The organism is Halomonas sp. 3F2F, from assembly GCF_014897805.1.
In the GTDB taxonomy this organism is placed as follows: Bacteria; Pseudomonadota; Gammaproteobacteria; order Pseudomonadales; family Halomonadaceae; genus Vreelandella.
In genome coordinates, this window is sequence record NZ_JABUZE010000074.1 from 1 (window position 1) to 15,680 (window position 15,680).

Consider the following 15,680-nt stretch of genomic DNA (forward strand, 5'->3'; position numbering starts at 1 on the left):
TCCTCTCAAGATATGGAGTCTCCGGTAAAGCCGGGGCGGTTCAAACACTTCTTAACATTGAAGCTAGCACAGGGAACTACTCTTCTCCACATTATTAATCAATATTAACAGCCTAGTCAGTGAGTTTTTTTAGTCTCTTTTAATGGGCTCTAAGGTAGAAAAAATGCATGCCAACTAAGAATCGCCTAGTACCTTAACCAGATGAAGAGTAAGCACTTACTAATCCCTTTACAGAAAACAGACCAGACTTAAGGAAACCTGCTGTTAATTTAAATTCACATAGCAACTGAACTCATCAATTTACATTTCAGCCGACATGCGTATTCTGGGCAGCAGCTGACCTGCCACGTATTTCGATCACGTTCGGCGCTGGTCATACCGCTGCGGCAGCATCAACAGAGGAAAAGTTCAGGGATACTAAACACTACTGGGCAGGCACTTAACGAGCTTTTCTACTTGCAAAGCTCATATTTCAGGAGAGCAAGTATCTAACTATGCTGCCTTGATGCTTTTTAGATCTAGGAACAGATTTGCAACCTATGCTGCTCACTTTCACTGACGAGACCTGACTTGGATACAGCCTATGCGCATTGCAGTAGTAGAAGATGAGAAGGTGGTATCAGAGCGCATTGAAAAAGCGCTTATGGATGGCTTTGCCGAGCGAGGTATAGAGGCGAACATCTACTCATTCGAAACCAGTAAGGCATTTATTCATACCGCTAGCCGCAATACATTCGATTTAGTCATACTTGATTGGCACCTGCCCGACGGCACTGGTATTGCGCTGCTCAATTGGATGAAAACCTACCTACAGATTATTCCTGCTGTCCTAATGGTGACCCTGAGGCAGGAAGAAGCCGATATTATTCAAGCCTTGAACGCGGGGGCTGATGACTTCATCAGCAAACCTTTTAGGCCGCGCGAACTGGCCGCAAGAGCCTATGCGTCAACCCGTCGCCACTCGCTCCGCACGCCAAGTGCTGCTCAGCAGCAAACATTAGAGTTTGGCCGCATTAAGCTCAATACCAATCGTGAAACAGCCTACGTGGACGGAGAAGAAGTATCGTTGACGAGGCAGGAGTTTCGGTTAGCCTTTCTTCTACTAAACCAGTTAGGAAGTCCGCTTTCACGCTCCTACCTATATGAATATGTATGGGGTAAAAGTGATCCGCCTGGCACTCGTACGCTAGACGTTCATATTCACCGAGTGCGCAAAAAGCTTAGTCTAACGTCGGAATTTGGTTGGAACCTTGTTTCAGTTTATGGCTATGGCTATCGGTTACAGGCACTTGATGAACTAACTGCAGAGTCTTCAGACGACTAAAGCACACTATCAGAGTTTAATAGAAAAACCCGCTTCGGAAGCAGTATCCTAAGCGGGTTTTTACTATGCGAGCATATCAGCACAAACATTTATTACATATATGCTACGGCATTAATCAATATGAATACCAATCCGTCGTGCTACTTCTTCATACGCTTCAATGACACCACCTAACCCCTGGCGAAAGCGATCTTTATCAAGCTTTTCTCGCGTATTGGCATCCCATAAACGACATCCATCCGGGGAGAACTCATCGCCAAGGACTACATCGCCTTTGAAGACTCCAAACTCAAGCTTGTAATCGACTAGCAACATGTCGCCTTCGGCAAACAGCTGCTTAAGCACATGGTTCACTTTAAAAGTAAGTGACTTCATTTTCGCCAGCTGTTCGGGGGTTGCCCAGCCAAAGGTTTCTGCTAGCGACTCGTTAATCATGGGGTCTCCCTTTTCATCGTTCTTTAAGAACAATTCAAAGGTGGGCGGATTCAAACTGATGCCCTCTTCCACACCCAGGCGCTTAACTAGGCCACCTGCTGCAATGTTGCGCACGACGCATTCAACAGGAATCATCTCCATTTTTTTGACTAGGCTTTCAGTATCAGAAAGCTGCTTCTCAAAATGGGTAGGAATCCCTGCCTCTTCCAGGCGCTGCATAATGAAAGCATTGAAGATGTTGTTCACTTTGCCTTTGCGGGCCAGTGACTCTTTCTTTTTGCCATCGAAAGCACTGGTATCATCACGAAAGTGCAGTACCAACAAGTCAGGGTCGTCGGTGGTATAAACGGATTTCGCTTTACCAGCGTAGAGTTCTTGGCGCTTTTCCATAGGGGCTCCGAAGGGTTTCAAAATTAAAAATTAACGTAGGTAGCCGGAGACTCGCTCAAGCAGCTCGCGCTGATCGTCAGCAGTTAAACTACGCTCACTGGCATTAATCGCACGCAGAATGGTCTTATCACCATCAGGCTGAAGAGCTAGACGAATTTGCTGCGACATGCGACGCACATCGGGACTGAAGACAATTTGTAGCGGGTTGCGACCTCGCTCAGTCTCGGTCATGTACTCAACCAGGAATTCATAGTTTTCAGCAGAAGTGGCTAATAGGTCGCGCTGCCCTTCGACACTAAAGTCGAGCTCAAGATAGTGGTCCAGCTCTGCCCAAACACGATCAATGGATTGAGGGATCACAACTTCCCACGCGTCGCCCTGCTGGCGCATTTGCAGCGTCTGATCTTGTGCGAGTCGTTGTGCAGTCCAAGAAGATGCGCTAGCAGTGGCACTGCGTGCGCCTAAGTACTGCTCTAGGGCATCAAGACACACAGTCACACTTTGCCCTACTTGCTCACAGCGCACCTCACTACTGCCCGCCCTGAGCGCGCTTTGTAGCTTCAACGTGGCTTGAGAGGTCACTATGACACCTTGATTCGCATCGCTTTGCTGAACACCTAGCTGGCGACTATTCGCGAACGCTTCTAACTGAGGCCAGACAGTTCCCGTATCTGCCGCGACCACCAACCAAGTCTGATCACCGACCTGACGACGCTCTACAAATTCAGGTTCTAAACCACTGCCAATTGTCAGCGTCTGGGGGGGAGCAATCTCGGCCGCCTCATCAATACGGCTACCTTGCACCGCTACCTGGGGCACCGGCATGGCATCACGGTAACGCTGTGGATTGCGGGTTTCTGGCAGTACTAAGGGGGGCGCTGGGGTAGCTTCAGTATAATCCAAATTACGGTCGTGATAGTAACCATCGTCGCGCGCGCATCCAGCAAGCGTGACAGCCGTTGCGAGAGCCAGCGGTATCCATTTAAGCGCACGTTTTTCAAGCAAACGTTTTTCAAGAACAGGGCTCATCAAGCCACCTTTACAGTCAACAGGTCGAGTACTCGGCGCATCAACGTACGCCGAGTAGCAAAGGGGTTACGTCGAATTACTCCTCTACGACGCCCGCCAGCTGCAGCGCTTCACTGACAGTGGCGTGGTACTTTTCCGACAGCCAGGTCAACGGCAAACGAATCCCTGCGTCCATATATCCCATGCGATGCAGTGCCCATTTAACCGGAATCGGATTCGCTTCAATGCCTAAATTGGTGTGTAACGGCATCAAACGCGTATTAATTTGGTGAGCCTTATCCGAATCACCAGCTACGGCTGCAGCGCAGAGTTCATGCATCGCTTTGGGCGCTACGTTCGCAGTCACCGAGATATCGCCGTGGCCACCCATCAACATAAAGTCACAGGCGGTGGCATCGTCGCCGGAGTAGAGCATAAAGTCGCTGCCCTTCAAGCGGGTAATTAGATCCTCTGCGCGCTCAAGGTTCCCGGTAGCATCTTTCAAACCGATAATATTCTTCACCTCGGCTAGGCGTACTACCGTTTCATTGTACAGATCAGAGCAGGTACGGCCGGGAACGTTATAAAGAATTACCGGCAGTTTGCTTCCTTCAGCCACCGCTTTGAAGTGTTGGTAGAGGCCTTCCTGAGTCGGTTTGTTATAGTAAGGACAAACCGATAGACAGTAATCTGCGCCGACTTCGCTAGCGTAACGCGCTAACTCAACCGCCTCTGATGTGGCGTTCGCTCCCGTGCCGGCGATCACCGGAATACGACCATTCACCTCTTCTACCACGCTGCGGATCACATCAAAGTGCTCAGCAAACGTCATGGTAGTAGGTTCGCCCGTGGTGCCCGCTGCGACAATGGCATCAGTGCCATTATCGAGGTGGAAGTTCACCAGGCGACGAAGCGCCTCCCAGTCGATGTCGCCATTGACTTTCATCGGCGTCGCCAGGGCGACAATGCTGCCTGTGATCATCCGTTTTTTCCTCACCTGCCAAATTATAAAATTAAGCTACTGACGATGTTCATTGAAAATCGAGAAGCTTCGACCATAAGGGCTCTATTTATAAGAGCCTGTCCACAAGAGACTGCCCACAAGAGACTGTCCACAAGAGCTTTGACCACTAGAACGAGCACTATCGGGGCGATTTAACCTACTGCCATTTTATGCTTTGAACACTTTGCTGTCGTCCCAAGGGAGGCGACAGACAGCAAATGGTACTCAGGCGGCTCGAACCTGTACAGCGCAAAGCGCTGAGAGTTTTCTCACCTGCTCATTACTGGGCGCCTATTCGCTTTGACATAATAGCGTTACTTTCGTGTAATCAACTAAGTAAACCCTCTCATTAAAGGAGCTCTTCATGTCTGTAAAACTCAATCACCCGGTACCTGACTTTTCTGTCCCAGCCACTAGCGATACGACGGTGACGCTGTCTAAGCTGCGTGGCAAGCAGGTGGTTATCTATTTTTATCCAAAGGCCAGCACCCCGGGGTGCACTACCGAAGGCGGAGACTTTAGAGACCGCAAGCCACGATTCGATGCTGCCAATACGGTTATTATCGGCGTTTCTAGAGATGGTATCCGTGCTCAGGAGAACTTCAAAGCCAAGCAAGATTTTAACTTCGAGCTTATCTCCGATAAGGACGAAACCGTATGCCAGATTTTTGATGTTATCAAACTTAAAAAGATGTACGGCAAAGAGCATCTTGGCATTGAGCGCAGTACCTTCCTAATCGACAGCGAGGGTAAGCTTGTTCAAGAGTGGCGCGGCGTTAAGGTACCAGGGCATGTTGATGACGTACTAACAGCAGCAGAAGCGCTTCACGCCAACTAACAAAACCAGGAGCACCGCATCCTGGGCGGGTACAGCGCGAAGCGGTGCCGCGACTGATTCGCAGGCAATTTTTCCGTTCGCGCTTCACGTACTACGGTCAGGTGGCGCCTGCTAATGTTCAGCCAATGGAAGCTGCTTTTCACCTTCTCTCTCGGCTATTCCTCTTGGCCATGCATAAACCAGTGCTTTTAGTAGGGTGGCCAGGGGAATCGCAAAGAAAACGCCCCAGAACCCCCAGATACCACCAAAAAACAGCACCGCGACAATAATGGAAACCGGGTGAATATTATTCGTTTCTGAAAACAACACCGGTGCAAGCACATTCCCATCAAGCGCTTGAATAACGCCGTAAGCGACAACCACATAAGCAAACTGCTCACTGATCCCAAAATGAAACCCGGCAACGGCTGCCACTGGGATGGTGACTACCGCCGCTCCAATGTATGGCACCAGAACAGAAAATCCCACCAGCACTGCTAACAAGGCGGTGTAAGGTAAGCCAAAGAAAGCGAAGGTAAAAAAAGCAACCGTACCAACGATAATAATCTCTATCGATTTGCCGCGTATGTAATTAGCAATCTGACGATCCATCTCATGCCAAATACGCGTTAACAGCGTACGCTTTTGCGGTAGCAACGACAGCGTAAAACCTACCAAAGACTGGCGATCCTTTAGCATGAAGAATACCAGTATCGGCACTAACACTAAGTAAATAATCAACGACATAATATTGCCGAGCGATGCCAGTGACAGCGTTAATGCACGCTGTCCTAGCTGGCTAATTTCCCGACTGGCAACGCCTATCCAGCTCTGCATTTGATCGGGAGTGATTAAATTAGGATAACGGGCCTGAAGTTCGTCTAACCACCCTTGGCCGCTAGCAAACATACGCGGCGTCTCCTGAACAAGCCCGACAAGTTGATTCCATATCAGCGGCATCAAAATAAAGGCCATTGTTAGCAACACGCTAACAAACGCCACAAACACAACAATGACCGCTAGCAAATGAGGCACACCGCGCCGCGTCAAGGCACTCACTACGCCCTGCAGTAAAAAAGCGATCACCAGCGCGGTGAAGAACGGCGCCAGCATCCTGCCAAACCAAATAATGGCCGCAAAACCAGCTACCAATACCAAGAGAAGAATTAACGCCTCTTCGTCTGAAAAGTAGCGATCAATCCAACTTTTCAGAATAGTGCGCATGGTCATGAGTGAGACATCCCTGCTTTGCGTATCCAAAAATAGTACATATCGCCATGCTGCTCGCGCGCTTCTAACACATGATCACTAAGCTCGGTGAAAGATGCCATATCACGCCACGAACCAGCATCCGTTGCTCTTACTTCAAGCAATTGACCAGGGGCCAGCCCAGCCAATGCCTGTTTGGCTTTTAATAATGGCAGCGGGCAGTGCAACCCGGTAGCATCCAGCACCGTATCGGGCTTAATGCTAGCGTTTGACCTGGACTCTGTGTGCTCGGACATACCCTCTCCCCCAAAATACCTACTTGATCAAAATACTTACTTGAATACGGCATTGTTACATAAACTATTTCTTTAAAACGGTCGCTGAGAATTTGATTTAACGGCACTTACCTGCCTGAATCAATGTCACACCGCTGTTTGCTGCGTATATTACTTGAATATCAGGAACACCATGAGGATGCCATGCTGCACCTTCGATTCACACTTTCTCGCCGAGCCTACGCGCTAGCGTTCATGCTGAGTGTCGCCAGTGTTAGCCCACCCAGCTTTGGCTTCGACGATTATCAGCTCCCAAGCCTAGGTGGCGCTTCAACCTCTGTCAGTAACGAAGAGTATCGCCTGGGGCGCGCTTGGCTTCGTCAATTTCGTGCCCAAGCACCACAGTGGCAAGACCCTATTGTAAATGACTACCTAGATAGTCTAGTTGCACGCCTTGCTCCCCACAGCCAGCTTGGCAACCTTCGCACAACGACCGTGATGGTTGATAACGGCTCTCTCAATGCTTTCGCAGTCCCTGGCGGGGTCATAGGTATCAATTCAGGGCTATTCGCCTTTGCTGAAGATGAGGGAGCCTTTGTGTCGGTTATCGCCCACGAGCTGGGCCACCTATCTCAACGACACTACGCCAGGGGCAGTGCACGTGCGGAGCAAACACAGCTGCCTGCAATGGCCGCCATGCTGGCAGGCATGCTCATTGCCGCCAGCGGTGGCGGCGATGCGGGCATGGCCGCTGCTATGGGTTCCCAAGCGGCGCTCATTCAAGACCAATTGTCCTATTCACGACGCTTTGAGCAAGAAGCCGACCGGGTTGGCCTGCAGGCAATGGCAAGTGCTGGATACAACCCAGATGCGATGGTACGTATGTTCAGTGCCATGCAACGGATGGCACGACTCCAGGGCGGCACACCACCAGAGTTCTTACTTACCCACCCGGTGAGCGATAGCCGACTAAGTGATGCTCAAGCACGCGCATCACAGCTAAATATTGCCGACGCCTATACCAGCGACACGTTATACGACATGATGCGCGCCCGCGCACTTTTGAGCATTTACCACAACACACCGCAACAAGCTGCGTCACGACTTGCTCAAGAGGATAGCGAAGAACAAGCGCAACGCTACCTATCAGCGCTAATGGCAGCCCGCAATGGCCAAACAGACAACGCACTGCAAACCCTTGACCAATTGGCCCGCGAGCTACCTGACTATGGCATGCTACCGGCTTCTGCCGCCACCGTTGCGCTAGAAGCACAACGCTATGAGGAGGCTATTACGCGTAGCCAGCGCCTGCTGCGCATCATGCCCAACTACTTACCTGCTCAATTGGTGTTAGCCGAAGCCCAGCTCCAGCGCGATCCTCAAGCAGCTTATGAGTTATTACGTGATATTACTGCTCAGCACCCTGAAACCCCTCAAGGGTTCAATCTTCTTGCCGAAGCAGCCGGACGAAGCGGCTATGACGGCTGGGGACACTTAGCGCGAGCAGAACACTTACAGCTAACAGGCAGAATTGACCGCGGCATTCGTCAGTTGAGCATCGCCAAAGATGCCGCACAGCAAGAGAATGATCAACAGGCACTGGCGCGTATCGAACAACGTAGGGAAGCGTTCATTGAATACCGCGAGGCACTAGAGAAGTTTTGATGTTTCAAAAAAACAGCCCGCATGCTTATCGCATTCGGGCTGTCGCCTTGCTGCCATGGAGAGTTTATACACTAGGCATTAAAGTTCAGCATTCGCTCTAATGGTTTTAACGCCTGCCACCGCAGCGTGTCATCAACAAAAATCTCACCGCTACCGTCACGCAACGCACCCGCCAAGTTATCCAGAGCATTCATCGCCATCCACGGGCAATGTGCGCAGCTACGACAGGTCGCACCGTTACCTGCTGTGGGCGCCTCAAATAGCGTTTTATCGGGCACCGCCTGCTGCATTTTAAAGAAAATACCGCGATCAGTAGCAACGATCAGTTTGTCATTGGGCAACGTTTGCGCGGCTTTGATCAACTGAGAGGTTGAACCTGCCACATCGGCCAGTTTGACCACGGCATCGGGCGACTCTGGGTGCACCAGTACAGCGGCTTCAGGATAAAGACGCTTAAGATCTTCAATCCCCTTTGCCTTGAACTCTTCGTGAACGATACAGGCACCGTCCCACATCAGCATATCTGCACCGGTTTTTTTCTGGATATAGCCACCTAAGTGCTTATCCGGCGCCCACAGTATTTTTTCACCTTTGGCTTGAAGGTGCTCAATAACGTCGACGGCAATCGAAGAGGTGACGACCCAGTCAGCGCGCGCTTTTACAGCAGCCGAGGTATTGGCGTATACCACAACGGTACGATCCGGATGCGCATCACAAAAAGCGCTAAACTCGTCAGCAGGGCAACCAATATCCAGCGAACAGGTCGCTTCCAGGGTGGGCATTAAAACGCGTTTTTCTGGGGATAGAATTTTCGCTGTTTCCCCCATGAAGCGTACACCTGCAACCACCAGCGTTGTTGCATCGTGCCGCGCACCAAAGCGCGCCATTTCAAGGGAGTCAGCAACACAGCCACCGGTCTCTTCAGCCAGCTGTTGAATGGCATCATCGGTGTAGTAATGGGCGACGAGCACCGCATTGTGTGCTTTTAGCAACTGCTTGATTTCGGCTACCCGCGCCTCATCTTCCGCAGGAATGCGGGTGGGGCAGTACGGGCTGGGGAGCGGAGCGTCAAGCTCAGCTTGAGTAGTCATAATAGTCATCGTGTCTACCACTGTGACGAACAGGGAATCCCCCTGTTAAACACCGGTCACGGCGCGTGCACTCCGCAAACGCCGCACTCGATGCGACGAGTCGCTGCGTCTCTCGCGGTGACTCATCGCTCTGCCCGCCATTAGTGCGGGCAGCGCTACCGAGACATCATTGGTAGCTATAACTAAGACTATTGTGGTGTTAAATCGTTGCCCGCTGCAAGCATAAAGTGTGCGTTAGGACGCTTCATCACCGAATAGCAAAACGCCCCTGGCAGCAAGCTACCAGGGGCGTTAAATTTGGTGGGTCGTGTAGGATTCGAACCTACGACCAATTGATTAAAAGTCAACTGCTCTACCAACTGAGCTAACGACCCAAATTTTGCTACGCACCTAGTTGACCACTTGGCGCTATAAACTGGTTCGAATGGTGGGTCGTGTAGGATTCGAACCTACGACCAATTGATTAAAAGTCAACTGCTCTACCAACTGAGCTAACGACCCCCTCGAACGGATGCATATAATACAGACCACCCCTACGCTTGGCAAGTTCTTTTAAAGCTGATTAGCAAAACTTCTAATTAACCCAGAAAAAGCATGGGTTGCTACTCTCCGGCGCTAATGACACGCACTAATTAAAATGTGATATTTAAGCCAAACATAAAGCGTTAACGCACCATACCCATGTGTTTTCGCGACGTTAACAAAGAGAAGCACAGCATGCGCCAGCAACCAACAGTGAAAAAGCCTACCGCCGCACGTAGTGCCCAACCAAAGGCCAAACAGCCTCAGGTACGCAGCCTGATCAAGCAGCACCCCACAAAAAAACTCTCAGAGTTAATTGTGCAGGCAAAAGCGCCACTGGAAGCAGAGCTGTCGAAAGCCCATTTATCAGTAAACAAATCACTTACCCTCTTTTTATCATTCACGGATGGCTTGCAACGAGCAACCGTGGTGCAGTTTTCAGGTAAGCATCTAGCCGAGGTGTGGAAAAAGCTCGCCGACTGGCAACAACGAAAATTTAAAGAGTCGCCTAAGGTACGCTGGCTACGTATTGACTGGGTAACCGGAACGCGGGCCATGCCATGGGCCGACTGCCTAAAAGAGATGCAAAGCGTAAAGCGCAACTATTTCCGCTATGGCGTCTGTCTAGATACCAACTTCCGCTACGCCTTTCTTGAGCAAGAACTCAACGCAAACGCCATGCTGTACCTAGGTGGCAATCAGCCAAAAGCCGCACTGAACAAGAAAAACTTTCTCAGCTATGGTGTGAAGCGCTACGGTAAGCACTTCTCATTACCAGCCCTCCAAGATCAAGCCCTGCTGTTCACCACCCAAGCCATTTTAGTGCAACCCGACAAACCGCATGAACTGCTTCACGGCTATAGCGGCGGTCAAGAAGGTCGCAATACCGGGCGGCGAATTATCGAGCAGCTAGACCCTGCTCAGGTTACCTCATTAATCCAGCAATCCAGCCAATTCCTGGCAGAGCAGGTCGATGCAAAAGGCCGCTTTATCTATGGCATTCACCCCTGCTTCGACAGAGAAATCAACGCCTACAATACGCTTCGCCACACCAGTACCACGTACTCTATGCTTGAAGCATGGGAAGTCACTCAAAGTAGCGAGTTAAAGTCTGCAATAGACCGCTCTATGGAGCACTTAACGAGCCAATTAATTCGCCAATATACCTTACCTTCTGGAGAAACCCTCGCTTACTTACAAGACAGCAACAACGAAATAAAGCTCGGCGGCAACGCGGTATGCTTGCTTGCCCTTGTTAAATACACAGAGCTTACTAATGACCAGCAATACTTGCCGCTTATGGAGCAGCTGGCGCTCGGTATACAGCGCATGCAAAATCAGGACACTGGCCAGTTCCATCACGTTTTAAATGCCGACGATCTCAGCATAAAAGAAGAGTTTCGTATCATATACTACGATGGCGAGGCCGCTTTCGGCCTAATGCGCCTATACGGCCTTACTAAAGACGAACGCTGGCTAAACACCGTTGTAAGCGCTTTTGAGTATTTTATCGAAAAAGACCACTGGAAAACTCACGACCACTGGCTTAGCTACTGCGTCAATGAATTAACTCTTTACCGACCAGAAGAGCGTTACTACCAATTTGGTATCAAAAACGTTTCAGGGCATCTTAATTTTGTGATGGGACGTATTACGACTTTCCCAACGCTGCTTGAATTGATGATGGCAGCTCACAAAATGATTACACGCCTGGAAACCAGCAAGCAGCATCAACACCTGCTGGAGCAAATTGATCTTAAGAAGTTCTACCGCGCATTAGAAGCACGGGCACACTACCTGCTCAATGGTTTTTTCTGGCCAGAATTTGCTATCTACTTTCAGAACCCGCAGCGCATCATGGGTAGCTTTTTTATTCGCCACCACAGTTTCCGTGTACGTATCGATGATGTGGAGCACTATTTGTCAGGGTATGTTGCGTTCTTGACCCACTATCTAAAAGCGCCCTGCGCCCCCTACCCAGTGGTCAACGACCGCGCCTGGAATGCCCATCACATAGAAGCAGCCACAGGGGGGCGCTGGCTTCGACGGCCTACACACGACTGGTTCGCAAAGGGAGTTAAGTATTTCGCTCCGAGCGTTTGTGGTGGCGACCTCGTGGTTGTGAGAGGCGAGGGTGAGAAGGTCGGCGTTCTGCCAAGTCGCGTGAGCACCTTACCAACACCAGCAGGTATCATGGTGAGTTCATCCTCATCATCCACGATGGCGCTAGAAAGCAACGAACTCCCAATACTTGAGGTCGACAACATCGGGGAGGCAATCTTAGCCCTTGGCCGCTATGCTCGAAATCAGCTGAGCGGTGTTGTTGTCGGAGTGACTGGAAGCTCAGGTAAAACGACGGCCGTGGCTATGCTGGCACATGCGCTAGCAACCCGAGGTGACGTTTATGCCAGTGCACACAATGCAAATTTACCGCATGGCGTTGCCTGGAACCTATCTTCAGCAGGATGGGATGTGCCACACCTAGTACTAGAAATGGCAGTCGGCAGAATGCCGACCAGTTCCAGAATGGCACGGCCGCATGTTGCTGTTTTCCTAAACGTCCATCCGGCGCATATAGGTAGCTCACACACAGTGGCTGATATTGCTCGCGTCAAAAGCGCCATTTTCGAGGGTATGTCACCGGGTGGGATCGCTGTCATCAACCGAGATATGCTCGAGTTTGAAATGGTCTACTCGGCCGCCATTAAGAACGAGCAACGCGTCATATTGTTTGGCGAACACGAGCAGAGTGACATACGACTGATTAGCTATGAAAACGTAACGCAGGTTGCCACATTGTCACGTTACGGCGGCCCACAGGAACGCGTGGAAATTGGAGCAGCAGGCCACCATATGGCCTTGAATAGCCTTGCAGTAATAGCCGTCATTACGGCACTAGACTATCCGCTAGCATCAATACTAGAACGCTTAAAAACATTCCGCCCATTACCCGGCCGTGGAGAGGAGAAACTTATTCGTTTTAAGGGTCGCCAATTCACACTAATCAATGATGCCTACAATGCCAACCCAGGCTCAATGGCCGCAGCATTGGATCGACTGGGACATCTCGCTGTTGAAGGACAACGAGTTGCCATTCTGGGGCATATGGAAGATTTGGGGCCATCAGCCGAGCAGTACCACACGGCACTTTTAGAGGCTGTCGAGCGTACTAAAATCGACACACTGTATGTCGTTGGGCCCCATTACCGAACATTCTGGGAGCGTTTGCCTGCTACGCAGCAAGGTGCCCACGTGGCGTCTATTGATGCGTTAAAAACAGTGCTGGCAGATACCTTCAACGATGGCGACGGTGTGCTCGTAAAAGGCTCAAACAGCACAGGAATGCATAAAATCGTTGCTTGGCTGGAAAGCGAGACTGCCTAATCATGGCCGAATACAGCGCGTAGCGACTCAGCCCACAACGGCCTAATGTTGAACGCTGCTTATCGTCTCATGGATGATTTCAAATAACTTCAAAACAACACCGGGCCCGAAGGCCCGGTGCTTTGGCAGTTATGCCAACGTTAGAGTACTAATCAGATCATAGGAGTCTGATCAAACTCATCGTCAAGCGGATTCTTCGGCTCGGAGAAGTCGCCCATTGGCACCTCCTCAAAGCCATCAGTACCACTCGTTACTTGCTCCTCCTCTTCGTTGCTGTCCTCAGACTCAGGGAATACCAGCTCTTCGGTGTCATCACCGAAGTCCATATCGCTAAGGCTGAAGGTACTCATCGCAGCAATGCCTTCATCGTCGAGTTGGCTCGCCTCCCCATCGACCGCTTCAAGCTCAATGATCAGCGTAGCCTCCTCACTCGTACTGCCGTTGGGGTGGGTAAGCTGGTAGACAAACGCCTCCGAGTGCGGCTCAGTGAAGTGCTCCAGGTCACCGTTTGGCGTGTAGCTATAGTTGCCGTTGGCATCCACGGTCAGGGAGCCATAATCTCCTTCGATCGTTATCGGCTCATCACCGATCTCAACATAGTCCCCCGTATCCGGCTCAAGGATCTCCAAACTTGCGCCTATCGCCTCATCGTTATCCAGCAGATTGCCCGATACCGGTACGAAAGCGGACTCGAACTGATCAAGGTAGGTAGCGGCAAAGCTACCATCGATGTTGACATCTGCTGTTACACCAGTGATCTGTGAATGGACTCGGTAAGTTCCGGGGTCGAGATCCAGTCCAGCAATATCGATACTGGCTACTTCATTAGCCACACCCACCAAGTTGCCGAACTCTTGAGAGTGAACCGTTTCCCAATTTTCGTTATCGTCAAGCCGCTGGATGTTAAGGTTGCCACCGCCAAGAAGATTAACCGACGAAGAAGCGATAACGACGCCTGACAGCTCCATATTAGGCTCGATCTCGAATTCTTCACCTTCATAGGGTAAGTTCAAGACTAGCAGAACGGAGCTGGCCGACCCCTCATCCTGGTGGAAGTCGTTATCAGTGACGTTTGTCCATTCGATATCGATGGTGGCGGTATCATCACTAGCCGAGAACGGAATTTCGCCCTCGATCGTAACAGTGAGCTCCGCCTCTGCCTGGCTGTCGCCATCGGATACCGTGTAGGTAAACGTCTCCTGCTGGTTTAGCGAGGCGATATCTCCATTGGCGGTATAGGTGTAGCTGCCATCCTCATTGATCACCAGATCACCGTAGAGCCCCGCAATGGTTGCCGTGCCAGCCTCCAGTTGCACGGTTTGTCCGCTGCTATTGGCGACTTCCGTTATCACACTGCCAACTACCCCAGCCCCCGTGTCCACGGTGCCTTCAGCGATACCATCGCCCTCCAGGCCGTGCTCGGTCAGCGTGGTGGTAATTTCGGTCTGCTCGAGCAGCGTCAGGGTCTCGGTGAGCAAGGCATCAGCAACTGCATCGAGCACCTCATCTACCAGATAGGTCAGGCCAAGATCGTTCAAGCCGCCGACAATGGTATCGACCAGTTCTCCAGCCCCTAGCTCTGTCGTGGTATCCAGTACTGGCTCTAGGATTCCGACAACGACAGTGCCTAAGCCAAGACCCAAGAGGTCAAGAACAGGAACAGTGCCATTCAGGGCATCCTCCACGGCACCCAGCACCACCTCTTGATTTTCTTCACCCAGCACAACACCGCTATCGCCCAACTCCGACAGAGTGAGATCGCCGACCAGTTGGTTCAATGCACTCTCATCGCTGCGCACAATGACCTGATACTGCCCAGGTTCCAGCCCGGTAACCTTTGTGGTTAGCGCTCCGTCATCCGTTAGCCCCAATATACCCAGGCCGGCCACATCACCGACCAAGGGACTGTCCGCGGTGGCTGCGGTGTGCACGAGATTACCGCCTGCATCGTAGACATCGACACGGAAGGCACCGGCCACTGCCAATAGCCCAACTTGACTGACCTCGACCTCCAGATCCCCAGAGAAGGCGTTGAAGTCCTCATTGTCTCCAACAATCACGGTGGTGCCCGCATCTTCTGGGAAGCTATCCAGAAGATCGATTACCTGCACCTCAGAGGTACTATCCGGCGTGTAGTCCAGGCTGGTCTGGTTGCCTAAATTAGCGGTTGCTTCACCATCTATTAGCGCTGTGGCACTGGCAGTACCGGGGGCGGATACGTTACCCACAGCATCGGCCAAGTGGGCCGTGACTTCCAGGGTCCCACCACCCTCCGGCGCTTCAACCTCGGTCACTACTTCCTCAGCGTTGATGTGCTCCTCTGTTAAGGTGGTTTCCACACCATTGACGGTCAGAGTGTCACCGATCTCGGCGTTGGTGTCGGTCAGGTCGATGGTGACTTCGACATTGCCATCCTCATCAAGATCATCGGTGGTAAGGAAGGCATCACCATTACCAATGGTCACGCCCGGCAGGTTCGGTGCGGTGGTATCCGGTGCGGTCGCGGGGGTTGACTCGGATTCGTTGCCTGAACCATCAGTGGCCGTCACCGTTACCT

The 15,680-nt window shown here is 51.3% G+C and carries 11 protein-coding genes and 2 tRNA genes; 4 read left to right on the plus strand and 9 right to left on the minus strand.

Going from position 1 to position 15,680, the window contains the following annotated elements:
- Positions 1–583 precede the first annotated feature (583 nt).
- Positions 584–1,324, plus strand: a complete 741-nt coding sequence (locus INT21_RS08655; protein WP_193068200.1) for a response regulator transcription factor — start codon at positions 584–586, stop codon at positions 1,322–1,324.
- Positions 1,325–1,435: 111 nt separating this feature from the next.
- On the opposite strand, the gene purC is transcribed toward INT21_RS08655, so the two are convergent.
- The 3 genes from purC to dapA form a co-directional block, all read right to left on the minus strand.
- The gene (purC, locus tag INT21_RS08660) at positions 1,436–2,149 is read right to left on the minus strand and encodes a phosphoribosylaminoimidazolesuccinocarboxamide synthase (protein ID WP_193060837.1); all 714 of its coding nucleotides are present in this window, start codon (positions 2,147–2,149) and stop codon (positions 1,436–1,438) included.
- 30 nt (positions 2,150–2,179) lie between these two features.
- A complete protein-coding gene (gene bamC, locus INT21_RS08665) occupies positions 2,180–3,178 on the minus strand; it encodes an outer membrane protein assembly factor BamC (protein WP_193085082.1) in 999 nt (332 codons plus the stop codon).
- A gap of 76 nt (positions 3,179–3,254) precedes the next feature.
- On the minus strand, positions 3,255–4,139 hold the full coding sequence (dapA, locus tag INT21_RS08670) for a 4-hydroxy-tetrahydrodipicolinate synthase (protein ID WP_089039768.1): 885 nt from the start codon (positions 4,137–4,139) through the stop codon (positions 3,255–3,257).
- A gap of 385 nt (positions 4,140–4,524) precedes the next feature.
- On the opposite strand from dapA, the gene INT21_RS08675 reads away from it, so the two are divergent.
- Positions 4,525–4,998, plus strand: coding sequence for a peroxiredoxin (locus INT21_RS08675; protein ID WP_193085083.1), 474 nt, complete (start codon positions 4,525–4,527; stop codon positions 4,996–4,998).
- 111 nt (positions 4,999–5,109) lie between these two features.
- On the opposite strand, the gene INT21_RS08680 is transcribed toward INT21_RS08675, so the two are convergent.
- The gene (locus INT21_RS08680) at positions 5,110–6,207 is read right to left on the minus strand and encodes an AI-2E family transporter (protein ID WP_193060840.1); all 1,098 of its coding nucleotides are present in this window, start codon (positions 6,205–6,207) and stop codon (positions 5,110–5,112) included.
- A complete protein-coding gene (locus INT21_RS08685; protein WP_089039771.1) occupies positions 6,204–6,482 on the minus strand; it encodes a sulfurtransferase TusA family protein in 279 nt (92 codons plus the stop codon). Before INT21_RS08685 ends, INT21_RS08680 begins: the two co-directional genes overlap by 4 nt.
- A 183-nt stretch (positions 6,483–6,665) precedes the next feature.
- Between INT21_RS08685 and INT21_RS08690 the strand changes: the two genes are divergently transcribed.
- Entirely contained in the window at positions 6,666–8,126 is a 1,461-nt protein-coding gene (locus tag INT21_RS08690; RefSeq protein WP_193060841.1) for a M48 family metalloprotease, read from the plus strand.
- A gap of 71 nt (positions 8,127–8,197) precedes the next feature.
- Here the strand turns inward: INT21_RS08690 and nadA are convergent, their stop codons facing one another.
- From nadA to INT21_RS08705, 3 genes are all read right to left on the minus strand, one after another.
- A complete protein-coding gene (gene nadA, locus INT21_RS08695) occupies positions 8,198–9,226 on the minus strand; it encodes a quinolinate synthase NadA (protein WP_193060842.1) in 1,029 nt (342 codons plus the stop codon).
- Between the two features lie 289 nt (positions 9,227–9,515).
- Positions 9,516–9,591: transfer RNA gene (locus tag INT21_RS08700), tRNA-Lys, on the minus strand.
- A 51-nt stretch (positions 9,592–9,642) separates the two neighbouring features.
- A tRNA-Lys gene (locus INT21_RS08705) sits at positions 9,643–9,718 on the minus strand.
- Positions 9,719–9,934: 216 nt separating this feature from the next.
- Between INT21_RS08705 and INT21_RS08710 the strand changes: the two genes are divergently transcribed.
- Positions 9,935–13,123 carry a UDP-N-acetylmuramoyl-tripeptide--D-alanyl-D-alanine ligase gene (locus INT21_RS08710; RefSeq protein WP_193060843.1) on the plus strand — a complete coding sequence of 1,063 codons (3,189 nt, stop codon included), beginning with the start codon at positions 9,935–9,937 and terminating at the stop codon, positions 13,121–13,123.
- Between the two features lie 152 nt (positions 13,124–13,275).
- Here INT21_RS08710 and INT21_RS08715 read toward each other — a convergent pair.
- Positions 13,276–15,680, minus strand: a 2,405-nt coding sequence (locus tag INT21_RS08715; RefSeq protein ID WP_226930617.1) for a BapA/Bap/LapF family large adhesin, incomplete at its 5' end; no start/stop codon positions are given.